The sequence below is a fragment of the Acidobacteriaceae bacterium genome (assembly GCA_028283655.1).
Lineage (GTDB): Bacteria > Acidobacteriota > Terriglobia > Terriglobales > Acidobacteriaceae > Granulicella.
The window spans coordinates 87,192-113,348 of the sequence record JAPWKE010000002.1 but is presented as its reverse complement, the minus strand read 5'-3'; the positions used below and the strand labels follow the sequence as shown (position 1 = coordinate 113,348).

The window sequence follows — 26,157 nt, the reverse complement described above, 5'->3', positions numbered from 1 at the left end:
TGAAGTACGAAAGTTGTTTGCGAACACGCGTTAGTTCACGGTCACGCTGACGGTCGTTGTCTGCGCGGTGCCACCAGTGGGGGTTGCGGTGACAGTAACGGTGTAGGCTCCTGCCGTGGTGCCGGACTGCGTCGGCGAAGAGTTGCCACCGTTGCTGCCCGAACCACCTCCACCGCAACCGACCATGCTGCCCAGCGAGACCAGCACGATGAGTGCTGCCAGGCCACGAAGCTGACGGCGACGACGCGTAGGGACGAAGAAGAAGAGCCCGAATGCGAGTACCGTTCCACCGACTCCACGCAGGATGCTGCGCGTGGGATCAAGCGCGCTCGTGGTGCGAGCGGTGGAAGCGATCGTGAGTACCGAAGTGGATGCCGTAGTGCCGCTGATGGTGACCGATGCCGGCGAGAGACCGCAGGTTATCGGGTTGACAGCATTGCCAGGAGCCATCGTCACAGCGCAGGAAAGGCTGACGGCGCCAGTGAATCCACTGGTCGGCGTAACGGTCAGCGTCGAGGTATTGCCCGAGGAGGCACCTGCCGTCAGCGTGATGGGTGCGCTGTTCGCGAGGGTGACTCCGGGAGTTCCCGTGACGGTGATCGTGCTGGTGGTCGTGGCGGTGATGCTCTTGGTCGCATCGTCCTTGCCGGTGATGGTGACGACGTACGACCCGGCTGTGGTGCTCGCCGTGGAGTTGACCGTGAGCGTGCCGGTGACTGTACCGGTACCAGTGACCAGGATGGACGCGGGCACGGTGCAGGTTACGGGGCTGGTGGCGTTCGCGGGCACGGTGGTGACCGTGCACGAGAGATCGACCAGGCCGGCAAAGCTTCCTGCAGGGACGACCGAGAGAGTTGCGGTGTTGCCGGTGGCAGCGCCAGCATTGATGCTGATCGCCGAGGTCTTCAACGTGAAGGACGACTGCGATTCGGTGACCGTCGTCGTTCCGGTGGAACCACTGTAGTTGCTATCGCCGGAGTAGGTTGCCGTAATGGTGTTGCTGCCATTGGCTAGTTGCGAGCCAGCGACCGGGAAGACCACATAGGAGACAACACTATCGTCAGCGCTTTCGTAGCCGGTGAGGAAGGTTGACGTCGAACCGAGTGTTTTGCCGTTTGCAGTGAGCGTGATCGTTCCGGTAGGAGCTACGCCCAGGCTTGCGGTGGTGATGTCGACTTCGATGTTGTCGTTGGTGGACGAGGTGACGGTTTTCGACGTCGGGTAGAGGATCGGCGTTGTCGATCCCTTCACAACGGTGAAGTCGACTTCGTTGGAGGTGTTGGCCTTGTAGCTGGTATCTCCGGGAAAGGTTGCGGTGAGCTTGTGCGAACCGACGGCGTAAGCGTATGTGGTTGCAGAAGCTACCGGGAAGGACGCGAAGTTTGCGCTGGTGATTGGCGCTGTGCCGATGCTTGCGCCGTTGTCGCTGTAGGTAAGCGTTCCGACCGAAAGACCGGTCGAAGCGTCGTAGCCCTCAGCCGTTCCGTAGACGGAGCCTTCTGCGAAGACGTACGAACCGTAAGGGATCGTGGTCTGGCTCGCAAGAGGGCTGCCGCTTGGTGCATAGACGTTGAGCCAGAGCTTGGTGGAGCTGTTCTCTGCTGCGATGTTGACGCTGATGGGAGTGGACTGACTGGCAGCGGTGCTGGCATCGCCGCTGTAGTTGGCGTAGACCGTGTATTGACCGCCCGGAAGGCCGTTGTAGGTGGTGCTGCCCGCACCGTTGCTGATCGCGACCGTGTACGGTGCGCCGTTCAGCGTGGGGCCGCCAGCGGCCGCGGCGGGTGCGGTGTTCACGATAGCTACGCTGCCGGTGGCAGTGGTGGGGTTGATACCGATAGCAAAGTTGAGGCTCGTGCCGTGGGTGACACTTACCGGCGACGTAGAGTTGTTGATGGTCATCGTCGTCGTCGAGCTGGTTCCCTTTGCGGCGGCCCAGTTCGAGATCATCGCTGCAGCGTTGACGCTGCCGAGACCGGAGGCGAGGTCATAACCGGTGACGGCGTCGTAGCCGGTGGTGAAGCCGTTTGAGCCGCAGTTGGTGCTGCCTGCGGTGCAGACGACGGCGTTGTTGCCGCTGGTGATGTCGTGGAAGACCGTGCTGTACTTGGTCGCCGCGAGGTTGTAGAGAACGTTGTCCGCCTGGCCGAGTCGAGCGCCGGTGGCCTGCACCGCGAGAGCCAACATGCCGGCGAAGGCAGGCGTGGAAGCCGAGGTGCCGCCAGCGCCTTCGAAGGTCGCACCCGAGGTGAACTCGCCGCTCGCATTTGCGCAGTCGGTGGTGTCGAGGCAGACAGCCCACACAGCGCTATACAAACCATTTGCCGCGAGGAAGGAGACGTCAGGCATGTCGCGCGCGCCGTCTACAGGCGTGAGTGCGCTTTGGAAAGCAGGCTTCGTGAAGACCGAACTCTTACCGCCGCCACCGCCGATGACATTTGTTTTCCCGGCGCTCAACAACGGGGTGTTGTTTGCAAAGCTACCGATAGTGCTGGTGGAGTCGTTCCACGGAACTTCTGGAATGTAGGAGATCGCCGTACGCCAATAAGGCGGGTTTCCAGTCTGCTTGCTGTCAGCGTACTGGCTGAAGTTTGCGGCGAGCGCTGGGTAGTCGGTTCCGCCGACGGAGACGTTATAAGGGGAAGAGCCGAGAGCGTTGACCGCAAGGCCGTTCACCACGGAGGTAGCGGAGTCAGCATCGCAGTTCGCTGAGCCGGAGTCACCCGAAGAGACGAGAACCGTAATGCCCTGCGCTGCAGCCTGCTGGAAGAGTTCAGCAATGCCCTGCGTTGTGGCCGTACCAGCAAGTGCTTCGCACTCGCTGAAGCTGATGCTGAGAATGCTGATCGTATTGTCGTTGATGGCACGCTGAATGGCATTGAAGAGGCCAGCGGAGAGATCGCTGTCGCTGCCGGTATAGAAGTTGATCTTTGCCTTCGGAGCCAGGCCGCCGAGAACTTCGACGTCGAGGAAGGCTTCCTCTTCATCGTTGTTGATGCCGGGGTCTTCACCGTCGAGGATGACCGTGGGCAGATTAGCGGTACTGGTCGTCTCGTTGAGGAACGCGGTGCGGTAGTTTACGACCGGAGCGGTCGTGATGTTGGAGTCGCCAACGATGCCAACGGTGACGCCTGTGCCATCATAATTTGTGCCGCTGTAGTTCGGGTTCATCACGCTGTTTGGCGTGTTGTAGATGGTCGCCGCGTCGGCGGGATCTACGTAAAGGTATGAGTTGCTCGCCGAGTCAAAGAGCGTGAAGTTCGGTTCGATGCGGCGCGTCTTCGAGTTGAAGGTTGCCGTTCCGCCATGCTGAAGATTGGAGTGCGGATGGAAGTCGCTGAGGCCCATGATGGACTTAACCGCGGGTGCGATGGCGCGCGGAACCTGCGGCTCTGACAGCGCCGAGACATGCTTCTCGCCGTTCAACATCACGGAGTGGATGGAGGTAGAGAAGGCAGCCTGCAGTTGGCCGACAGTTCCCGAGAAGGTGATGACGTTGGCAGCGGGCGAGGTCTTCTCAATGGTCAGGCCTTGAGATTGCAGCCATGCGGTGATCGCCTGCACATCATCGGCAGAGGCGCCGAAACGCGCGCCGTACTCAATCGGCGTCAGCCACTGGTGATACTGCGCGGAGTCGGGGTTCTGCACGTCGCTGAGATATTGGTCGAGCGCAGCCTGACGATCGTCGCTGCGCTGGAGCGTCATCATGACATGCCGCGCGGGCATGGACGCGTTTGCGGACCCGAGATCGGTGGCGGCCTTGAGATTCTTACGGAGGCTTCCGCTGAGTGAGACACGATCGGCGTTATTTACGGTCGTCGTGATGCGACGCGCGGCAGGGGCTATCTGCGCGCTCATAGGTGCCAAAGAGAAAACACTTACTGCGAGTGCAGCTCCTGTCCACAGCGTGCGGTACAGTGCGTTACGGATCATCGCAAAACTCCTGAGTGGCTACAAATCGGTACGTCGAAACATGGCAGTCTGCATGAAATATGCGAGACGGCCCTGCACGAACTAACTGCTACAAGGGGTCACTCGACCTGTTTCTTAGAACCACCCACTTATGAAGCGGGATCGCGAAACTGTGCGGAGCGTGACCTATGTGTCGATAACTTGTGTTGCTTGGAGATGAGCGTACATCTCGAAACACGACTGTAAAGATCGCAGAACGACTCCTTGCGCCGAACCGTGCAATTCATGCGCCGAACAGACAGGCAGAGTGCCTATGTAATGTGCCTACAATAAGAACAATTGAATTCAACGAATCCAAACCTGCGCTATCTACGCTTCTGGCCATTGCAACTAATGGGGTGGGGACTGTACATCGGCATTAACGTCCTTTGCTCTTTGCCTTGGTGGAAACGCATTGACTACGACGCCTTTCGCGGCGCCTTTTTGCTGAGCAGCTTCCTCTCCAGCTTCGTGATGTACGGGCTGTGTCACTTCATGTGGCAACACAAGGTGCGAATCAGGATCGCGGCCCTAGCCTGTATGGTCGCGGCGTTTCCGCTAGGGATGCTCTGCGCCGCAAGCTCGTTTCTTGCAGCCATCTATTTCAGCCACGTGCGTCCGCCGTTTCGCTGGGTAGACATCATCACCGCTACGCCAAGCGGATGGTATGCGTTGATGGCATGGGTTGCGTTCTACTTCGGCATCAAGCACTATCTCGCGCTCGAAGAGAAGCACCGGCAACTTATAGCGACCGAGATTATGGCGAAGGAAGCACAGTTACGCGCGCTGCGTTACCAGTTACAGCCGCACTTCCTGTTCAACACGATGAACGCGATCTCTACGCTTGTGCTGAACGATCAGCCGCATGCGGCGACGGAGATGATCGGCAAGCTTGCGCACCTGCTGCGCAGCACGCTGGATGCCCCGGATATTCACCAGATTCCGCTCGCAGATGAGTTAGCCGTTACCGAGGAGTATCTTGCGATCGAGGCGATTCGCTTCGGGGATCGACTGGCTGTTCGGTGGGATATCGATCCTGAGCTCGCCGATGTGCTGGTTCCTCGACTGATCTTGCAACCGCTGGTGGAGAACGCTGTGCGACATGGAATTGCGCGTCGGCCGCTCGGCGGCTTTGTCCTGGTAAAGACACAGCGGCAGGGTGACCACCTGGCCGTGCTGATCGAGAACGAGCCGCCGGAAGAGTCTGCGGCTGTTCTTCTCGATGGCTTTGCGCGCACGGGTGGCGTCGGGCTGCAGAATGTTCGTCAGCGGCTGGAGCAGATGTATGGCGATGACAGCTCCATGCATACGGCGACGAATGCGCGAGGGAACTACGAAGTTTCGTTCACGCTGCCGATCACGAGCAGCATGCAGGCGGGTGACGATAAGCTATTTGCAGTGGCTAATGAAGCGTAGCGTTCTCATTGTCGATGACGAACCACTCGCCCGGCGCGGCGTGTTGCTGCGACTGCAGGCGCATGACGATCTGGAAGTAATTGGCGAGAGCACGAACGGGCGCGATGCGTTGGAGTTCATTCGCGAGCGCAAGCCTGATCTGGTTTTTCTCGATATCCAGATGCCCATGATGAACGGCATCGATGTGGTGCGATCTCTGGAACCGGAGTCGCAGCCATTCATCATCTTCCTCACCGCGTTCGACCAGTACGTGATGCGTGCGTTTGAGGTCCATGCGATCGATTACCTGTTGAAGCCGGTGGACGAAGCACGCTTCAACGCCTCGCTCGACCATGCTCGGCGCGTCCTGGGAGCGCAGGCGACAGCGAACTACAACGAACGATTGCAGACGCTGCTGAAGAAGAAAGACGAGCCGCAGCAGGAGCCTCTGCGCGAACTTGCGGTTCGCATTGGCAAGCAGGTTCGCTTCGTCTCAATCGAAGATATCGACTGGATCGAGGCACAGGGTGACTATGCGGAGATTCACGTTGGAGCACGGACGCACCTGATACGCGAGTCGTTGAACACGCTCGAAGGACGGCTGAACACGACAGCCTTTCTGCGCATTCATCGCTCCGCTATCGTGAGATTGAACCGCATCGGCAGCGTCAGTTCCCTGCCTAACCGCGACTGCTCGATTACGCTGCGCAATGGCACTTCGCTGCGTGTAAGCCGCACGTATAGCGACCACCTGCGCAAACTGCTGCGCAACCGTACGCGTAGCGAAGCAGCCTCTTAGAGATGAGTTCCAAACAGCAAAAAGCCGGGCACGAGGCCCGGCTTTTTGCTGTTTGGAGGTTGTACAAGCTACTTGACCGTGTCCTTGAAGACCTGCTCGGCGAAGAAGTTCTGCACCTTCGACTGATCGCGCAGCATTTCAAAGTACGCGCTCTTCAGCAACTGCGAGCGTGAGTCATGAAGCTGCTGGCGGATGGCCTGCTGTACGCGAGGATCGCTCTCGTCACGCTGACCAGCGGGTTCTTTCGAGATCAGCTTGTAGATCGAGTAGCCGACGGGACGCATCGACTTTGCATCCAGCAGCGGCAGGATGTCGGTCGTCTGCCCGGCCTTCAGCTTGATGATTGCGTTGTAGGTGTTGGGGTCGCCCTTCATCTGCGACTCGGGAACAAAGCCCATGTCGCCGCCGTTGGGAGCGGTGTCAGGGCGTTCGGAGAAGTTGACAGCAAGAGCACTGAAGTCTTCGCCGGCATCGATGCGGTTCTTGATCGCCTGGATCTTGCGGCGCGCATCTTCTTCGCCTGACGCCTTGTTGTTCTGCAGGTTGCCGCTCTGGGCTGTGCTCTGGGCCGTGACCTGAATCTGTGCGAGATGGTACTGGTTCTCGAGCAGGTTGAACTCCGACTTGTGCGCGCTGTAGTAGCTCTGCACGTCGCTGTCGGTGACCGTGATCTTGGAGTTGATCTCCTTGTTCAGCAGCTTATCGATGGTCAGCGAGCGGCGAAGGTCATGCTTTACGTCGTCGAGCGTACGGTTGGAGGCCTTGAGCCGAGCCTGAAACTGATCCTCGGTGTAAGGAGCCTTCATCTCGGTCAGCTTGGCATCGACTTCCGCATCGGTGGCGGTGAGGTTCAGCTTGGCGGCACGCTGCTCGACGATCTCTTCCACGATGAGTTCATGGAGGACGTTGAGCTTCAGCGACTCGGCCTGATCGTTCGACGGCGTTTGCTGCTGCTGTTGCGCGTTGGAGGCCACCTGCGCGTCATAGATTTTGTCCATGTCGGTGCGCATGATGGGGCGACCGTTCACAGTGGCGACGACGCCATCTCCCGGTCCCTTGTGGCAGCCAGCCAGCAGAACAACGGAAGTAGCGAAAAGGACTGAAGCAGAACGAAGAATTTTGCGCATGGGAGGAAAACGTTTCCTAGGAACTGATGGCGGAGTTTGGGAGCGCCATGAGTTCAAACTTAAGTCTACAGGAGGTACAAGGTTTATTCGTACTTTAGGGTAGCCACAGGGTCAAGACGTGCAGCACGGTTCGCTGGCAGTGTACCGAAGACAACGCCGACGAGCACGCTAGTTCCGAGGGCGATGATGGCGCTCCATGGCGAAACCGGGATCTTGTAGTCGGTGAGGAGACTGACGCTCAGGGGCAGCGCCAGGCCGATCAGGGTGCCGATAATTCCACCGACGAGCGATAAGAAGACGGCCTCCGTCATGAACTGGAGCCGGATTTCACGCTCCGTTGCGCCAAGTGCTTTACGGATACCTATTTCTCGAATGCGCGACTGCACGTTGGCCAGCATGGAGTTCATGATGCCGACGCCGGAGACAACGAGCGTGATGGCAGAGGCGAGCGTCAGCACAATGGTCAGCATCGTGGCAATCTTGCTCATGGTCATGAGCAACTCGGTCAGCGTGAAGGCGTTATAGACGCTGGTGGGACGGTGTCGCTCGCGGATAACATCCAGAATCTTTGCCGCAGCGGGCTCTACGTCCGAGGCGTTCGGTACGGAGAAGAAGATCTGCTTCACGGTGTCCGTGCCGGTGAAGTAACGGGCAACAGCATACGGAATCAGGATCGTCTGGTCAGAGACTTCGCTCATGCCAAAGGTGTCAACGCTCTCTTTGAAGACTCCGATCACCGTAAACGGGATGCCCGAGAGCGAGATGGTGTGGCCGATGGATTCACCCGCAGAGCCGTAGAGTTTTTGCGCGAGCGGAAGGACCAGCACGGCGACTTTGGCGTGCGTGGCGGCGTCCTGGTCGTCGAAGAAGCGGCCCGCGAGAACCTTCAGATTGCGGACCTCCTTATATTGCGAGCTGACGCCGAGCAACATGGTGTCGCGCGAGATGCCGTTGCCCATCGAGATGCGGTCGTGGATCTCCGCCATGGGCGAGCTGGAGGTAATGCCTGGAACCTGGTCGAGCACAGCCGTCATATCTTCGCGGGTCATCAGATCGGGCGAAGCGACGTTGTTCGGGCCAGCGACGTTGCCGCCGACGTACATCATCTCCACCATGTTTGGCCCGATGGAGGCGAGCATGTTCAGCGCGTACTGCCGACCCGTAAGGCCGAGGGTGGCGACCAGAATGACCGATGCCGATCCGATCACCATGCCCAGCATCGTGAGCAGAAAGCGTACTTTGCTGGCCAGAAAGCTGTCATATGCCAGGCGCAGGGTTTCGCGAAAGGCGACGGTGGTGCGGGCGCTGGCGAGTGTTCGTTCGAAGGTATCGGTTACGGGCGTCATCTTGGCTTGTTCCAGTATCTCAGGCTCAATCCATAGATGTCGTTTTCGGGGGAGTGGTCGCGGTCTATTTTCGTAGTGCGCGGGAGGAAGAAAGCACTGATATCCTTAGAGACAAGGCTCGGCTCCCGCGGAGGGATGTGTGAGTGGTTGAAACAGGCGGTCTTGAAAACCGCTTTGCTCGAAAGGGCAACGGGGGTTCGAATCCCTCTCCCTCCGCCATTGAACTCGTCCCACGTAGCCTAAGAGCACGCCCGAATACCATCGCAAAGTCAATAACTTACGATCACCCTTTGATTCTCCGGGACATTTAGAGGCGGGAGCAGCGCTTGCCAAGCCAGCGGTTCCAGTACAGGAGTAAACCGGAGACGGTGAGAACTGGAAGGGTAAGCCCCAGAGAGCTTTCCCCCTTCGCCCCAGGTTGTCCCGAAGTGCAGCGGTGCTATCAACCAGATCAGCCAGCCACCCAGGTGTGGCTCTGCCCGCGATGCCAGGTGTAGAGCAGCCTGTTGCTGCGCTGGTTGCGAAGTAAACAAAGTCAGCATTGGAATAGTCCCCCATGACACCACATGCCATCTAGATCGTGGTGGACGGCATCCGTTCCAACGGAACAGATGCTGCTGGTGAGTTCGTGGTCTCCCTTGACGCTCTGCGGGAACTGGCCCGCAACGTGCCACAGGGAAACCTGGAGCACAACTTCGAAGCCGTGCTCCGGGTAGAAATTATCGGAGGCAATACGGGCTCGGTCTCAGTGATCTGATAGCCACACACTACTGGTAAGAGCTTCCGCACGTAGTCCACATCGAACTCCCCAGCTCAACCCAACTAAGTGCAGAAATAACCTACGGTGTCTGGAAAGAGGGGGCTGGAAGTCCCGCCTCGTTATAAATAGAAAGCCTTGGGTCATCTCCCCAGGCGTAACGCGCGTGTTTTGGCTGAGGGACAGCTGGAGAGCTAAGAACGACGGTATCGCCCTGCAACTTTGCAAGCGCAGGGACGAAGTAGCCGTCTGAACCGGCGACTTCAAAACCAGCCGGTTCAGATGAGCCCGTGCGGTTGACCAGAGGCGAACCATTCGTCGCAAAATGGACGACGAGTTTGTCACCGTCTACTGTGATGGATTGGAAGATGGGACCATCCGCAATCACTGGCAACCCGTAAGTCTTGCGAAGAGCCTGTAGCGCCAGGCGCTCGCCGACGGGCTTTTTGTTACGCGGGTGGATGAGGCCAGGGTCGCCAACGTCAGTCGCAACAGCCAAACCCGTGTGCGAAATACTCAAGTCGTTGAACTGCTGATAGCGCAACAGAGAGAAGTTGCCCTCACGGAAGTCGTGGTGCATGATCTCGGCCGCACGAAAATCGCGGTTCGCGAGCTGAACAAAGTAAAAAGGCAGATCGGGGTTATGCCAGTTGGCGCGCCAACTCTCCACGAGGTTGCGGAACTTGTCGGCATAAGTCTCTGAGTAGCGCGCGTCCGCTTCTCCCTGATACCAGATGACTCCTTTGATCGGGAACGATCGCAGCGGCGCGATCATAGCGTTATAGGCCCCGGCGGTCTCGAAGATGAAGTTCGGAAAGGGGTCATGGTGCGGAGCGACGGGGGCTCCGGTGCAGGAGCTCAGGGCTTCGCGTGCAGCGGCGTAGTAGGCGGGCAGGGATGCCTCATAGGTCGCCATACCCGCTACATGCTGGTGGCGAACGGCTTCGTCATGCTGGAGTTTTGCGGGATCGGAGCGCGACGGGGCGATCCAGGAGTTGACGGACGTGCTGCCAACGGCAGCAGAGAGGATGCCGATGGGAACGCCCGTTTGCTGCTGAACCTTCTGCGCAAAGTAGTACGCGACAGCGGAGAAGTTGCAGGCAGTTTCCGGGCTTGCGACTTGCCAATAGCCCTTTTCTTCTGTCTTTTCGGGAAAAGAAGCTTCGATCGGAACCGTGAAGAAACGCACATTGGGGTTGTTGGCGGCTGCGATCTCACGCTCATAATCCAGGACGCCCTCCGTCCACGGAGCAAACGGGCGCATGGTGAAGTGCATATTCGATTGCCCGGAAGCCAGCCAGACATCGCCAACCATAAGATCCTGAAGATGAAGATGATCGGCTCCGGAAGAAACGTCCAGAACGTAGGGACCGCCTGCGTCATGTACGGGGAAACGCACTTCCCAGGCACCTGAAGAAGAAATAGCAGCGGTGACGGTGGTTCCATCGAAGGTAGCCGATACCTGTTGCGCCAGCCATACCGTGGCCGTGAACGGCGATAGGCGCTCCTCGCTGGAGGACGGCGTGATCGTCAAAGATGGGTGGAAGAGTCAGGCGTTGAGCGTAAACCACGAAGGTACAACCGGACACGAACACACTGACTGCGAGGGCGAGCCGCGAAAGAACCATGCAGAAGTTTGACTGAAAGCAGAAGCAAAAGTCGCTCTGAAAGACGCTCGTAACCGTTACTAACCGCTGGCTTACGAGTGCACCCTGCCGTATCACTTTCCTTTCAGGCCTAAGAATGAGAAGGGTTTCGGCAAACTAACAGCGTTTCTGCAGCACCCCACACGCGGACGAGCGACATCGACAGGTATGGAAAGACGCTCTATCGTTGGCCTCATGCGCCTTCCTTCTTTTCGTTCAGCTTGCAATGTTCTTCTCATGCTCGGCTGCAGCCTCCCTGCCATGGCGGCCAGCCGTGAGTTGAAGACAGGATGGGAGTTTCGCGCAACCACAGCGACGCCGTTGGCTGAAGCTGCGCAGTGGCATCCGGGAGAGGTTCCGGGAGTGGTGCAAACAGACCTTCTGGCAGCAAAGCTGATCCCCGAGCCGTTCTACGGAACCAACGAAGCCGGGCTGCAGTGGATCGGTCTGGCGGATTGGCAGTACCGCCTGCACTTCAAGGTCTCACGATCAGAGCTGGCGCATGGGCATGTGGAGCTGGTCTTTGACGGACTGGATACATTAGCCGACGTCACGCTGAACGGACAGCCGCTGATCAAGGCCAACAACATGTTTCGGCAGTGGAGTGCGGGAGTAAGAGATCGGCTGCGCGAAGGCGATAACGAATTACTGGTGCAGTTTCACTCTCCCATTCGGACGATGTTGCCGATCGTGAAGGCAATGCCGTATCACCTGCCGACGGTGGGCCAGGTGGCCGTGCTGAGCGAAGATGGCGTGGCGACCGACCCATATCTTCGCAAAGCTCCCTACAACTTTGGCTGGGACTGGGGACCGCGTTTTGTTACCGAGGGCATCTGGAAGCCCGTTCGGTTGGAAACATGGGATGGTGCACGGATTACAGACTTCCATATAGAGCAGGTGAAGATTGCGAGTGACCTGGCGCAACTGAGGGCCAACGTCGAGATGGAGTCTGACACCGCCGGAGATCGCGAGTTGACGCTGCGTTACGAGCAGATAGGAAGCAGCACCCTGCGGACGCTGCATAAGACCGTTCACCTTGAAAAAGGCGACACGACACTCGATCTCCCGTTCGACATCGCGAAGCCAGCGCTGTGGAATCCAGTCGGTTACGGCGAACCAAACCGCTACAAAATGCACGTAGAGGTTGCCGGAGCCAGCGCCGATGTGAAGACCGGGTTGCGCTCCATAGAGCTGCGTCGAAAGGCAGACCAATGGGGCAAGAGCTTTGAGTTCGTGGTGAACGGCGTACCTGTCTTCGCAAAAGGTGCTGACACAATTCCATTCGATAGCTTCCCCAGCCGCGTAACGCCAGCGACCCATCACAAAATCCTGCAGGCGGCAAAAGACGTTCACATGAACATGATCCGTTCGTGGGGAGGAGGCTATTACGAGTCGGACGATTTCTACGACACGGCCGACGAACTCGGGCTAATGGTCTGGCAGGAGTTCATGTTCGGTGGGGCGATGGTTCCGGGCGGAGCAGAGTTCCGCGAGAACGTCGCACAGGAAGCGCAGGAACAGGTGCGCCGACTCCGCGATCATCCGAGCATCGTGCTGTGGTGCGGCAACAATGAGTTGGAAACGGGCATGTTGCACTGGGGCAACTACAAGAAGTTTCTGGAAGACCTTACGCCGGAACAAAGGCAGGCCGTTCACCGGAATTACCAGCTTCTCTTCAACGATGTGCTGAAGGGTGTGGTGTTGCGCGAAGGGGCAGGCGTTCCCTACTGGCCGAGCTCGCCAAGCGCAGATTATGACGAAGCGCCAGACAGCGAAACGAACGGGGATCGGCATTACTGGGATGTATGGCACGGGCTGAAACCTATTGAAGCGTACAACGAACACTCGCCACGCTTCATGTCCGAGTACGGCTTCCAGTCTTTTCCGGATATGCAGACGATTAGGACGTTTGCCAAGCCCTCCGACTTCAATATCGACTCGCCCGTGATGCGGGCTCACCAGAAGAACGACGGCGGCAACACGCGCATCCACACCTACATGCAGCGCGAGTACCGTGAGCCAAAGGACTTTGCGTCCTTTGTTTATCTGAGCCAGGTGCAGCAGGCCGAGGCAATCAAGGTTGGGGCCGAGCATCTTCGCCGGGAGATGCCGCGCACCATGGGTTCACTCTACTGGCAGTTGAACGACTGCTGGCCAGTAGCGTCGTGGTCTAGCATCGATTCGCTGGGGCACTGGAAGGCGCTGCAGTACTATGCACGCGACTTCTATAACGACCTGCTGGTTTCACCTTACCGCCATGACGGCAAGGTGAAAGTTTTTGTTATCTCGGATCTGAGCCAACCTGCGAAGTTGAACCTGCGCTTGCAACTGATGGACTTCTCCGGCAAAGTACTGTGGCAGAAGCAGCAGGAAGTCATCGCAGCAGCCCACACGAGCCGGAACGCAATCACCCTGAGCGAAGCTGAGTTATTGGGCACAAAGGTGTCTCGCGAGAACACAGTACTGGTGGCCGAGTTGCTACAGCCCGCAAATGGGAAGATTGAGTCGCGGAACCTTGTCTACTTCGACATCATGAAGAACCTGAAGCTCGCGAAGCCAGCGCTTTCCGCGATGCTGACCGGCGCAAACGGAAAGTATGACGTGCGGCTACGCAGCGACGTGCTAGCGCGCAATGTGTACCTGACCTTTGGCGACAACAACACCTCTTTGTCTGATAACTTCATGACCTTGCTGCCCGGCCAGGAAGTAGTGGTGAAGGTGAGCAGCCCGGCAAAACTGGCCACGCTAAAGGGCTCCTTACAGGTGACTTCTCTGGTGGACGCGTTTTAGGGAGGCGAGTCGAGGGTGTTATCTGGTAGAAATATGCACTGCCGCTACTATGACTCCCGCAACCGAACTAAGCACAACCGCTTACGATCTCCCCGCAACGCCCCCGGAACCCACCAAACATGAGGTCTGGGAAGAGTGCGAACGCATTGCACAAAGCGACGAGTTCCGTACAGCCATGTCGCAGCAGAGGCTGCTGCGCTTCCTGGTGAAAGAAACCTTGGAAGATCGGGGTGGCAACCTGAAAGAGTACTCAGTCGGGTTGGAAGTGTTCCAACGCACGCAGGACTTCGACCCTCGAACCGACGCGATCGTTCGCGTTACAGTAGGACAGCTGCGCCGTCGGCTAACGGCGTACTACAACGGCATCGGCGTGAACGACCCTGTCGTGATTCAGATCCCACGCGGCCATTATTCGGCAGAGTTCAGTTACCCCTTGCTTCCGGAACCGGCTCCTGCCGTTGAGGTCGCCACGGAAAAAGAAGAGGCGACCTCTTCCCCCTCCCACATAACGGCACCGGCATCCACGTGGGCTTCGGCACGAGCCTGGGTTACTCCATGCCTGGTTCTGCTTGCGCTTCTGATCGGGGCGGCAGGTGGCTGGATGATTCGCCGCGCGCAGACGGTTCGCCCGGCAGAGGCCTCGGTCAGCTCGTCGCTGCGGCAAAGCGTTCTCTGGTCAAACTTTCTGCATGGTGAAACGCACGCAATTGGCATGGTCGGGATTGCTTCCAGCGCGGCGATCGGACCCGCAATTGTCCGCCTGCCCAACCTGAACGACGATGCGTCGATTCGCAATGATCAGACGATCCAGAAGCTTTCCACCATGTTTGGCAAGCCGGCCTACGCGTACAACGTGTACACCGGCATCGGCGAAGCGCTGGCCGTAGGACAGTTGGCGAAAACGTTCAGCGCCTCTTCGCTCAACCTGTCGATCATGGCGTCGCACGATGCGCGATGGCAGGACCTGCACGCCGACAACGTGATTTTCATCTCCTCGCTTCGCTTCCGTGATCTGCACAGCGAGTTGGAGCGCCCCCTAGATTTCACCACGGCACCAGATGCGGACGGAGGTCTCCGCATTCTGAACCGCTCGCCGAGGAACGGAGAGCAGGCAGCGTATAATCCTTCGGGCAACTACGTTGGCCCGTCGGTGGACTACGCCCTAGTGTCGGTGATCCCCGGGACAGTACCGAACCGCAGCATTATGAGCGTGGGTGGCATTGGAACGCTGGGGACCGCAGGGGCAATGCAGTTCATTCTTGAACGGCAAAGCCTGGCTGAACTGGACGCCAAATTGAAGCAGGAGGCGGCTCCGAGGAAGGGACGCTCGAGCCTGCAGATTTTATTGAAAGTCGACATCGTGGACAACCAGGTTGTTTCCGTCCATTACGTAACGCACCATTGGATTCCCGCCCAGCCGTAACCTATTTAGAAACAAAGATGTAAGGCCAAGTTAACGGTAGCTGGCATCCACCTAACCGCAAGAAACTTCTCCTTTTGTCCCTCCGTTCCCTAGAGTGGTTGGGCTTTGACAGAAGGAGTTGTCCGGTCGTGGACCTTAGCGGAAACAAACCAACCTATTGCGCTTACATCCTTGCGAGCGCCGTTTCTCTGCTCGCTGCTGCTGGCGGAACGCTGCATGCGCAGTCGCCCAGCGTAGCCGTATCACCTGGCATCATCAGCACGTTTGCCGGCACGGGAACTCGCGGCAGCACAGGGAATGGTGGGCCTGCGATCTCCGCAAAGCTCAACTACCCAGACGCCGTGCGAACCGACGCCGCAGGGAATGTCTACATTCTGGACACGGGGAACGCTCAGCTCCGCGAAGTCACAACGGACGGAAACATCAATCTGGTAGCAGGTACCGGAACAGCCTGCACGCCATCGACTTCCACCTGTGGCGATGGTGGACCAGCGCTTCAGGCGCAGTTCAGCTCCACCGCACGCGGTTTGTATGTGGCGGCTGACGGGACAATCTATGTTGCCGACTCGGGCGACAATCGCATTCGCAAGATTACGACCGCCGGCGTGATCAGCACGATCGCAGGGACGGGCACGGCAGGCTCGACCGGCGATGGCGGCGCGGCGACCTCAGCCACGTTGAATGCTCCTCGCGGCGTATATGTCGACGCAGCCGGAATTATCTATATCGCCGACTCGGGCAACAACAGCATCCGGACGATCACGAATGGCACGATCGCCAAGTATGCCGGAGCCACGACCGTCTGTAGTGGAGCTACCAACACCGTTGGCGACGGCTGCCCCGCACTCTCCGCCAAGTTTGCACTACCGGAAGGTATGTGGAAAGACGCTGCGGGAAATCTTTACATCACCGACACGACAAACGCTCGCGTGCGCAAAATCAATCTGAGCGGCATCATGTCTACAGTTGCCGGCAATGGAACAGCGAGCTATGCAGGAGACGGCGGAGCAGCCACTTCAGCAAGCATGAACCTGCTGCAGGATGTCGTCCCAGATCCAGCAGGCAATCTGTACATCGCGGACTACAACAACAATCGCATTCGTTACGTCGATGGCACGGGCATCATTTCTACCATCGCCGGTACTGGAACAGCCGGGTACACGGGCGACGCTGGCTATGCGAATGCCGCTGAGATCAACCTGCCGCATAGCGTCTCGCTGGACAGCAAGGGGAACCTCTACATCCTGGACTACGGTGACTCGCGCGTTCGCCTGGTCAACACACTGACAACTCAGTTGAACTTTGGTACGGTCGTCGCGTTACAGGACAGCACCGCACAGACCGTAACGCTGACTTCAACAGGTACGAGTGCGCTGGATATTACGGGCATCATCGTGCCGACGGGTTACAAACAGGTGGCCTCAGGTGGAACCGATTGCGCCAGTGGAACAACGCTGGCACCGCTATCAACCTGCCAGATCAGCGTTACGTTTTCGCCTACGCTCAACGGTGTACAAAATGCCAGCCTGCTGGTCGCGACGACTGCAGCGAATGAACCTTCCGGGCAGATAACAGTCTCCCTCACGGGAACCGGTGTTTATAACGCGACGGTTGCTTCGGCAACAACGCTGAGAGTCTCCACGCAAACAACCTACGCCGGGCAGGCCGTTGCTTTGTCCGCTGTCGTTTCTGCCACTGGCGGTACGCCAACCGGGTCGATCAGCTTTTACTCCGGCGTGTCTTTACTTGGCACAAGCAGCATCGTCAACGGTGCGGCCGCGCTAATGACGACAGCCTTGCCGACAGGCACAGACAACATCACAGCCTCCTATAACGGTGACCCAACGTATAAACCCTCCACTTCCACCGTAACAACCGTGACGGTCTACGCTGGTGCGCCAGACTTCACCGTTGTACCGGGGATTCCAGCGGCATCCGTGCCTGCGGGGCATACGGACGCAACCAAAATCACGGTCACAGGAATCTACGGATTTTCAGGAACGGTTGCCCTATCGTGTGCATCGTTACCGACGAATATGAGTTGCAGCTTCGCTCCAACAAGCGTGACGCTGGCCACCAACGGCACTTACGTCTCGCTTCTGGCGATCAACACGACCTCCGCGGCAACGTCGATCAATGCAAGGCAGGCTGGTCTCACAATACTCGCGAGCCTGTGCTTTGGCTTGCTTTTCTTCCGCCGCCGACCATCGTCGTGGCTGGCCATAGCGTTGCTTGCGATAACAGGCGCTACGGCCGGCTGCTCTGGAAGCAGCATGAAGACCAATGCCAATGTAGCTTCCGGGACCTACAACATCACCGTGAATGCCACCTCTGGAGCCATCACTCACAGCACGACCGTCGTGCTGACCGTGGAGTAGGACAGATGAAGATTCTTGTACATCAAAAGACACATGCAACGCGTCGCAGAGGCTCCAGGGTCGTTTGCTTGCTGGCTGCCGTCATCCTGCTGCTCGCTCATAGAGCGTTTGCTCAAGCCGCCAACGGTTCTGTCAGCGGAAGCGTCTCCGACGCCTCTGGAGCCTTGGTTCCAAACGCCGCCGTCACACTGACCGACACGAGCACCAACCTCTCGCGTTCAATGAAAACCAACGGAGAGGGAATCTACTCCTTCGCCAATGTTTCGGCAGGATCGTATCGCCTGCTCATTGGGAAACCGGGGTTTTCGAAGACTGAGACGACATTCAACCTCGAAGTTGCTCAGTTGCAGCGCTTCGATTTCCGGCTCAGGGCCGGCTCAGCAGACACCGTTGTAGAAGTGAACGCGGATAGCGTAACGATTGAGACCAACACGTCCGACCTTGGCACCGTGATCTCTCAACGTGAGGTCGAAGACCTTCCACTCGATGGCCGCAACGTTTTTGCACTGGCAGCACTGGCACCGGGAGTTCTTCCCGGTGGAGACTTCGGCATTGGCCTTTCCACCAATCGTGGCGCGGTAATTGCGGCAGGAGCCAATAACTTCCGGGCCAACGGTGGTGTGGCAGGCATGAACGAGATTCTTCTGGATGGCATTCCTGTAACAGTCTGCTGCCAGGGACAGCCAGCCCTGATTCCAAATGCCGATATCGTTTCCCAGTTCAAGGTGCAGACGAACGTTCCGCCAGCAAACTACGGGCGCTCGAGCGGCGGCTTTTGAACATTACAACGAAGTCTGGTGGCAACCGAGTGCATGGTGATCTCTACGAGTACATCCGCAACTCTGCAGTAGACGCAAACGACTGGTTTGCGAACCACAACGGAGCAGCACGCCAGCCTCTGGTCTACAACCAGTTTGGCGGAACGCTAGGCGGACCTCTATGGATTCCACACCTGCTGGATAGAAGAAAGACGTTCTTCTTCTTCGGCTTTGAGGGCGTGCGTTCGAGCCGCGGTAACTATACGGAAATTACAGTTCCGACTCCCCTGATGCGTTCGGGCGATCTTTCGGAAGGGCCTGGCATCGTCTATGACCCGAGCAATACGGTAACCGTCGGCGGCGTGGTGCAGCGGCAGCCTCTGCCCAACAATGCTGCAGGAAAGTGTTGCATCGTCCCGCTGGATCGACAGAACCCGATCGCGCAGAAGCTGATGGCTTTGTGGCCACTGCCAAACCTCCCCAATCCGCAGCAGCCGCGCTCCACGTTGAACTATGGCTACTTTGCCAAGCAGTTCGATACGGACTGGCAATATAGCGGCCGCATCGATCGCACGGTCAATTCACGCTACAGCTTTCTGGTACGCGGAACCTACAGCACAAACCTCGATAACCGCGGTGGCCCTTTCGGCACCTATACCGAAGCGAATGCCCAGGCCCAGACCCTGAAAGCATCTGTGATCGAGTGGGACAACACCGTCGTACTGACTCCTTCGACCGTTCTGAATGCGCACTACGGCTTTGCCTGGCAGAGCAACCTCATGCACGGCGGTGGCTTGAACCAGAAGGCAACAGATTACGGCCTACCCGCAAACTTTGCAGCGCTGCAACAGATTCCCGGCATCCCTACCGATAGTGTGAGTGGCTACCTTGCAACAAGCCAGACGGCATCCACCCAACTGCGTCACTACACACAGATCTTCGGTGCAGGAGTTACGTCACAACGCGGCCGTCACACGCTGCAAGCAGGATGGGATGGCCGCATCTTTCTGAACAACGTCTTCCCGGCGGCCTCTGGCCCTGGCTCGTTCGGATACAGCACGACATTCACCGTCGGCCCACTGGGTACGGACAAAGCCATCACCGGTCAGGCACAGTACGACGGCTTCGCGTCCTTTCTGCTTGGCCTGCCTACGTCCGGAACAATGACGACCGTGTCTTCGTTCTCCTACGTTCAGCCGTATAACGCGTTCTACTTTCAAGATGACTGGCGCATTCTGTCGAAACTGACGTTGAACCTTGGCGTGCGTTATGACCTGGAAAACGGTCCACTCGAACGCAACAACAAGCTTTCACAACTGAACCCCACTGCGGCGAACCCGCTTGGACCAGCGGTCCACATGCCAATCTCCGGCACGATCGAGTTTGGCGGAAGTGGTGGGCGTACACGCAGAATGTGGCGTATGCCTATGACGGAGTTTGCTCCGCGCGTGGGCTTTGCCTACACGCTAAATCCATCTGTCGTTCTCCGTGGTGGATACGGTATTTTCTACCTTCCCACCACGCAGAGACTCTTCGATGCAGGTAACCCGAGCTTCTCGGTGAGCACCGATTATGTTGCCTCCATCAATGGCGGCCAAACAGCATCGGGATCTATCTCGAACCCTTACCCCACCGGCATTGCACAGATTGCAGGCGCCAGCGCAGGACCAACAGCACAAACAGGCTCTGATATCTCGAGTGTGCTCTTCGACTCCATGCCAGGCTATGTGCAGCAGTGGAACTTCGGCGCGATGACGCAGCTGACCCGAATGACCGTGCTCAACATGGCCTATGCCGGAGCCCATGGCGTACACCTTCCGATCAATCTCGATGCAAACGATATCAATCCAAAGTACTTCGGCAACTTGGGCGATACTGCAGCCGTCAACCAGCTGGAATACGCAACGTACGCGAACCCGTTTGCACCGTACGTTACAACGGGCTCACTGTCGAAAACGACGATTACCCAGAAGCAGCTTCTCGCAGCGTTTCCCCAGTACACCAGTGTTACAGAGCAGTATCTGCCTCGCGGCTCTTCATCCTACAACAGCCTGCAGGTAAGCCTTCGTCATCAGGCGCAGGGCCTTACCGCAACCCTGGCCTATACCTGGTCGAAGAGCCTGGGTAACGTCAACAACAACACCACCAGCTTTCTGGATACAGGCTCACCGGGTTATCAGAACTCGTACAACCTCGCCATCGAACGAGCAGTGGACCCGACAGATGTGACCCAGCGTTTTAGCGCTGCGGTTATTGCCCAGTTGCCGGTTGGGCGTGGGCGTTACTTCCTGCATAGTGCTCCCGTATGGCTCGACTCCGTCATTGGGGGATGGTCGATCACGACGATCACCACAGCGCAGACCGGTCTGCCGCTGAACATCACAGCCTCGGGTGGACCGCTGCTTTCCGGCACGCGTCCGAACAAGGTTCCAGGCATTGCGGCGCTGACCACGGGATCGGTGAAGAACCGTCTTGGGCCAGACAGCAATAACGGCGTCGCTTATCTGAACCCCGCTGCGTTCGCGTACACACTCGCCTTCCAGTTTGGCAATGTGCCGAGGCTTTCAGCGAACCTGCGCGCGCATGGTGTTCTCAACTCTGATCTCTCAGGGATCAAAAATATTCAGTTGGGCCATGCGCTCAGATTGCAGCTTCGTGGCGAAGCGTTCAACGTATTCAACCGCACGCAGTTCGACAAGCCGGCGACGACTTATGGTTTGTCCACTTTTGGCGCTATTTCAAATCAGAAGAATCTGCCTCGCCAGATTCAGGCTGCTCTGAAGTTGTTCTGGTAGAAGAAAGGATTCTCCTTTGCGATTGAACTTTTTGAAAACACTTGCTGCGGTAACTCTGCTTGCGGCCTGTTCCGCGCACGCTCAGGAAAAAACCTACGATGTCGTGATAGCCGGAGCAGGAACAGGAGGAGTCGCGGCAGCGTTGCAGGCGGCACGATTAGGCGCGCGCGTTGCTCTCGTGGAAGAGACAGACTGGATCGGCGGACAGATGACCGCGGCCTCCGTAAGCACGATGGATGAAGGCGGCACGATCACACAAAACTCCGGCATCTATGGCGAGTTTCTTCACCGGATGACGAAGTATTACGACAAGCGCGGAAAGTCCATCCACACCTGCTACTACACGATACTGTCGCACTGTTTTGAACCCTCCGCCGCACAGCGCGTTCTCTACTCCATGATTGAAGAGACCCGCGCACAGCACCATGTTCTTGATGTCTATCTGCAGCATCGCATCGTGCGTGTTCTTACCGATGGAGATACAGTCACGGGTGCGGTGTTGGAGCCAGCGTTGACCCTGCATTCTGCAGTGCTTATCGACGCAACGGAGCTAGGCGATGTGCTTCCGCTAACGCCCGCAGCCTATCGCATCGGTAACTCCACCAGCGACAACATCGATCAGAGCGCCTGCGTGCAAGGCATCACCTATGTGGCCGTCATGAAGAAGTACAAGAAGGGTGTCCCGAAAGAGTTGCAGATGCATACGCCTCCCCCGGGCTACAGCGAATCCCTTCGCAAACGGCTGCAGATGGTACTGCGCAAGGACGGCAACGCAGCGACCAAAGTGCCACCGGTGGATCTTGCCATGCATAACGTCTACCGCGGCCTGCCAGACTCTTCTATTCCTGGCGATGTCGACATCACCAAGCCCACTGAAATCACGCGGAGCGAGCTGAACTGGTTCAATGATTTTCCGTTCTACGTTCGAGATTTCACGGGTGCCAACAAGACAACGCAGGTATGCCAAGCGAAGCTGAAAACGCTGCAAATGGTCTATTACATTCAGCACGACATGGGCGAGCACGACTGGTCCGTGGCAAACGATGAAGGTTTCGACGGAAGTTATAACGAGCAGCATTCATGCTCCAACATTCCACAGGAGTTTCGTGAGATCGAGAACAATCTTCCGCCCATACCTTACTTCCGAGAGAGCCGTCGTCTCATTGGCGTCTATACATTGACGGCCAGTGACATTCGTCGAGAAGGCAATCCGCAGCAGGCCGTAGTGAACTTCCCTTCCTCTATCGCAGTAGGCGATTACGCCGACGATCTGCATGGCTGCAATCGCGAAGCAAATCTGGAGCCCAGCCTCGAGCACGCCGCGGATAGCCCGCCGGGATTCCGCGGCGGCCCATTTCAAGTGCCTCTCGGTAGCCTGATTCCTATTCGTGTGGATGGCTTGCTGGCTGCAGAGAAAAACATCTCGCAGTCACGACTGGCAAACGGTGCTACTCGCCTGCAACCCATCACCATGCTTACGGGGCAAGCGGCTGGAGCCTTGGCGGCAATCGCTGTTCGTGAGCATCTGCAACCAAGACAAGTACGTCCCGAAGTAGTGCAGCGGACGTTGCTCGACGCAGGTGCCGTGCTGGCGAAGGAGCAAAACACCGATGTCGAGCCAGGCACAGAGCTGTGGAAAGCGGTTGAGTTTGTGCAGACAAAGGGATGGATGTCCTCACATAAGGGAGCGTTTGAGCCGCAATCCGTTGTTACCCGAGGCGAAGCTGCCGAGCTACTTGCGGCGGCGTATGAAATCGCGAAACCGTTCAACGAATTCCGCCCTGCTGTCGTTACTCATCCTACGTTTAGCGATGTGCCACTATGGGACCGGTTCTCTGTTCCGGTGGAGCGCCTGTATGCCCTCAAGGCTGTTACTGCCTGCCAGACGCAAGGCATGTTCTGCCCTTCGGAGTCCGCGTCTCGCGACTCGTTCCTGCGCTCGGCAGATCTACTGAATCACCGGAAGGGGTATGAAGAAGTGCCAACTGCGATGCCACTGGGGGAGCAATCGAAACTCACACGAGGAGATGCCGCGCTTATTCTTTACCGGATGATGACGGCGCTCCAGGCCAATGCCTCTATGAAAACAACAGCAGCCAATCATTCCGAGGTGAAACCTTGAACCGTCGTACTTTTCTCACAAGAGCCGCAGCCGCAGGGTCCATGGCTGCGGCTGGACCACTCAGGGCAAAGTGGCTCCAGACCACTCCCCCCAACGCTTCGTTCCTTACAGATCCAGACATCATCCAGAAGGCCTGCCTGGCAGCGAGCCCACGACACGGGGCGACGATCCCTTCCGACATGTTGCATCGGCTTGGCGCAACACACTACGGAGGGAAGTACTCGCTAACCGAAAAGCCCTACTTGATCGAAGGTGCCGAGGCACTGCAGTCGTTCGGGATGCGCTCCATCAAGCTATGGCTAGATACTCGCCTGTCAGGGTATGAGTTCCACTGGAAGTATCCGCTGGGGCCGCACGCTCGATTGCTCGAGATCATCAAGCTTCCGGTTTTTCAGCATGTGCTTGCCATGCCGTTTGAGGTATACAGCTTTGAAGTCGGTGCAGTTCGCAAACAGGAACTCGACAGCAAGGCGAGTTTTGAGCAAGAAGAAGCACAGTTCGAAGAGCTAGCAAACTACCTTCTCAATACCTTTAAAGATCGTGATGTCACGTTCATCCTGCAGCACTGGGAAGGCGATTGGATCCTGCGAGGCAAGGACCGCGACCAATACAAGATCGGCAACAAGGTCGACGCCTCTGAGCGCGCCGGCGCGATGATCCGCTGGCTGCAGGCCCGCCAGACAGGTGTGGAGCGCGCACGCGCAGCGAACCCGCATTCCTCCTGCAAGGTCTTCCATGTGTCCGAGGTCAACCGCGTGTATGACACGCTACATGGCCTGCCGGGCGTCATCACCGATGTCATCCCGCATGTGAACGTCGATGGCGTTTCCTGGTCCAGCTATGACGGCATGGGAGCAGGTGGAGGCTCCGCAGTAAAAACTTGGCAGGGGCTGGACATTATCGAGTACCACTCGGGCCTCAACCGTACGAAGAAGCCTTTTGTCATGATCGGCGAAGTTGGCTTGCCAGAGCAGAGGCCTGGGCTAACCCCGGAGTTGATTACCGAGTGGTGGGATACGGCCATGGCTGTCTTCTTCGCAAAGAAGATTCCATACATCTTCCAGTGGGAGCTTTACGACAACGAAACCGTCGGCAAGACTTCTGATGCGGAGAAGCCAGTCACAGATCTTTCCCGACTCGCGGGATTCTGGCTTATCAAACCAGACGGCTCACTTGGGATCGGGGCGAAGTATCTTCAGGCACTCCTGAAGAACCCCGGGAAGAAGTTACCCGCAGAGTTTCTGCTGAAAGCTTAGCCTTTCTTAGCCATGGCAGCGTCTGCAAGTGAAAGGACGCTGCCATGGTCGCGCAAAGCGGCGGTCAGCGCGGCAGGCTCCAGATGATGCAACGTGGTCTTGCCCTGCAAAGCTTTAGCCACCGCCAATCCAGCAGCTTCTCCGAGGATCATCCATTGTGGCTCCATGCGGATCGTGCAAAACGCTACATGTGATGACGACAGGCAGACCGGAACCAACAGATTGGTGGCATCAGCCGGTTTCGGGAGCAGCGAGCGGAACGGAATAGCGTAAGGCTCCGTTTTATGGAACATCCCACCTTCGTTGGCGATCATGTCTGGCCCAACCACCAGCCGCTGCATATTGTGCGAGTCAGCCTGATAGGAGCCCATCCCCACGGAGTCTTCCTTGATTGTCTCCGTTGTAATGTCACGTTGCGTCATGGTGTAGACCCCACGCATACGCCGGGCCTCACGCACATAAAGCTGTCCTGGCCAGCCGTGGCTACCGGTGAACTCGTCCTTCGCCAGGCCATAAGACGCCATGCGCCCGCGAACATCATCGCTGACGGTTGGCTCATTGGAAAGAAAGTAGAGAAGGCCGGAAACGTAGTTGTAGTGCTCCTGCCAGATACGCGACCGCTCGCGATAACTGGCGGTTGGGTACTTCGAGCTCCCGCCGACGTAGTCCGTGGAGAAGAACCCGGCATTGTTGAGATCAATTTTGTTGTTCGGCAGAGGGCTCAACTTCGCCACCGCATCGAGGTTCGGGTGAGCGTGATGTTGCAGGATCCGCCCCAACAGCGCGTAGCGAGCAGGGTCATAGCCCGGTGGTTTTGGCAGAGGCAGACGATTGCTCGCATCCGACGTGAGACACAACCTGAAGGTATAGGCCATCAGCCTGTTGTCCGCACTGCCCACAGGTGCTGCAACAAGCGAAGAGATCTCCGGCAGCAGATGCCCCTTCATGTCGGCAGGGGAAAGGTGTAGATATTTGCTGGGGTAGGTTTGCACACCGCCCCAAGGCTCCTCGAACTCCGAAGCGCCTTCTCGCCCGAGAACGTGGCTGACAGCAGCCTGCGCAAGAAGGTCGCCTTCGTACGTGGCATCGATGAACATCCTCGCTTCGAGGGTAGAGCCATCTTCAAACTGAAGCGCTTCGATGACTGCTCCGCTCTTTCGAACTCCCTTCCCCTCGCGAAGGCGCTTGCCGCGCTGCACCACAACGTTCGCTTCATGGAGCATGTCTTCGAAGAACTGAAGTGCAAGGTGCGGCTCAAGGTTCCAGGCGTGGCTTCCATAGTGCGCTTCAACCTGGCGGAAGAACTTGAGCGTGAGCCCGCCGACCAGGTGACGGTTGCCCACGTCGGTCAAACCAAGACCACCGGTGACCATTCCTCCAAGCCGATCTGAAGGCTCAACCAGGATGACGTGCAGACCAGCATGAGCCGCCGTCACCGCCGCCATAATTCCGGCGGGGGTTCCACCGTAGACGACGAGGTCGACGGTCGCGACGCCGGCGAAGGCGCGAGCCGGAATGCTGCCGCTAACTGTGGCAGCGACGAGACTGCCTTCAATCCAACGAAGTACCTGGCGACGTGTCATGGTGCGATCAAGCATGCCTCGTTATAGCGAA

Annotated in this window: 14 protein-coding genes and 1 tRNA gene; 10 read left to right on the top strand and 5 right to left on the bottom strand. The window is 57.8% G+C overall.

The annotated features are described in order from the left end of the window. Window positions 1–30: 30 nt before the first annotated feature. Window positions 31–3,933, bottom strand: coding sequence for a protease pro-enzyme activation domain-containing protein (locus tag PW792_02050; GenBank protein MDE1160708.1), 3,903 nt, complete (start codon window positions 3,931–3,933; stop codon window positions 31–33). Window positions 3,934–4,251: 318 nt separating this feature from the next. Between PW792_02050 and PW792_02045 the strand changes: the two genes are divergently transcribed. Together PW792_02045 and PW792_02040 are read left to right on the top strand one after the other, a co-directional pair. Further along, the gene (locus tag PW792_02045) at window positions 4,252–5,367 is read left to right on the top strand and encodes a histidine kinase (GenBank protein MDE1160707.1); all 1,116 of its coding nucleotides are present in this window, start codon (window positions 4,252–4,254) and stop codon (window positions 5,365–5,367) included. Then, window positions 5,357–6,145: a LytTR family DNA-binding domain-containing protein gene (locus PW792_02040; protein ID MDE1160706.1), complete on the top strand. Its 789-nt coding sequence runs from the start codon at window positions 5,357–5,359 to the stop codon at window positions 6,143–6,145. The genes PW792_02045 and PW792_02040 overlap by 11 nt, the downstream gene beginning before the upstream one ends. 68 nt (window positions 6,146–6,213) lie before the next feature. On the opposite strand, the gene PW792_02035 is transcribed toward PW792_02040, so the two are convergent. Both PW792_02035 and PW792_02030 read right to left on the bottom strand, forming a co-directional pair. Further along, entirely contained in the window at window positions 6,214–7,272 is a 1,059-nt protein-coding gene (locus tag PW792_02035) for a SurA N-terminal domain-containing protein (protein ID MDE1160705.1), read from the bottom strand. 83 nt (window positions 7,273–7,355) lie between these two features. Further along, complete coding sequence (locus PW792_02030; protein ID MDE1160704.1) at window positions 7,356–8,618, bottom strand: ABC transporter permease; 1,263 nt, start codon at window positions 8,616–8,618, stop codon at window positions 7,356–7,358. Window positions 8,619–8,747: 129 nt separating this feature from the next. Here PW792_02030 and PW792_02025 point away from each other — a divergent pair. Next, window positions 8,748–8,837: transfer RNA gene (locus PW792_02025), tRNA-Ser, on the top strand. 620 nt (window positions 8,838–9,457) lie between these two features. Here PW792_02025 and PW792_02020 read toward each other — a convergent pair. Beyond that, on the bottom strand, window positions 9,458–10,909 hold the full coding sequence (locus tag PW792_02020) for a sialate O-acetylesterase (protein ID MDE1160703.1): 1,452 nt from the start codon (window positions 10,907–10,909) through the stop codon (window positions 9,458–9,460). Window positions 10,910–11,282: 373 nt separating this feature from the next. Here PW792_02020 and PW792_02015 point away from each other — a divergent pair, with 373 nt between their 5' ends. The 7 genes from PW792_02015 (at window position 11,283) to PW792_01985 (ending at window position 24,543) form a co-directional block, all read left to right on the top strand. Continuing rightward, a complete protein-coding gene (locus tag PW792_02015) occupies window positions 11,283–13,811 on the top strand; it encodes a glycoside hydrolase family 2 protein (GenBank protein ID MDE1160702.1) in 2,529 nt (842 codons plus the stop codon). 49 nt (window positions 13,812–13,860) lie between these two features. Then, entirely contained in the window at window positions 13,861–15,234 is a 1,374-nt protein-coding gene (locus PW792_02010) for a hypothetical protein (protein MDE1160701.1), read from the top strand. Between the two features lie 128 nt (window positions 15,235–15,362). Further along, complete coding sequence (locus PW792_02005; protein ID MDE1160700.1) at window positions 15,363–17,612, top strand: Ig-like domain repeat protein; 2,250 nt, start codon at window positions 15,363–15,365, stop codon at window positions 17,610–17,612. Between the two features lie 5 nt (window positions 17,613–17,617). Next, the gene (locus PW792_02000; GenBank protein MDE1160699.1) at window positions 17,618–18,391 is read left to right on the top strand and encodes a carboxypeptidase-like regulatory domain-containing protein; all 774 of its coding nucleotides are present in this window, start codon (window positions 17,618–17,620) and stop codon (window positions 18,389–18,391) included. After that, entirely contained in the window at window positions 18,388–21,165 is a 2,778-nt protein-coding gene (locus PW792_01995; protein ID MDE1160698.1) for a TonB-dependent receptor, read from the top strand. The genes PW792_02000 and PW792_01995 overlap by 4 nt, the downstream gene beginning before the upstream one ends. 22 nt (window positions 21,166–21,187) lie before the next feature. Next, window positions 21,188–23,287 (top strand): FAD-dependent oxidoreductase, encoded by a 2,100-nt coding sequence (locus PW792_01990; GenBank protein MDE1160697.1) that lies wholly within the window; start codon window positions 21,188–21,190, stop codon window positions 23,285–23,287. A gap of 179 nt (window positions 23,288–23,466) precedes the next feature. After that, window positions 23,467–24,543, top strand: coding sequence for a hypothetical protein (locus tag PW792_01985; GenBank protein ID MDE1160696.1), 1,077 nt, complete (start codon window positions 23,467–23,469; stop codon window positions 24,541–24,543). Here PW792_01985 and PW792_01980 read toward each other — a convergent pair. Next, window positions 24,540–26,141: an FAD-dependent oxidoreductase gene (locus tag PW792_01980; protein ID MDE1160695.1), complete on the bottom strand. Its 1,602-nt coding sequence runs from the start codon at window positions 26,139–26,141 to the stop codon at window positions 24,540–24,542. The two genes, PW792_01985 and PW792_01980, sit on opposite strands and share 4 nt — an antisense overlap. Window positions 26,142–26,157 lie beyond the last annotated feature (16 nt).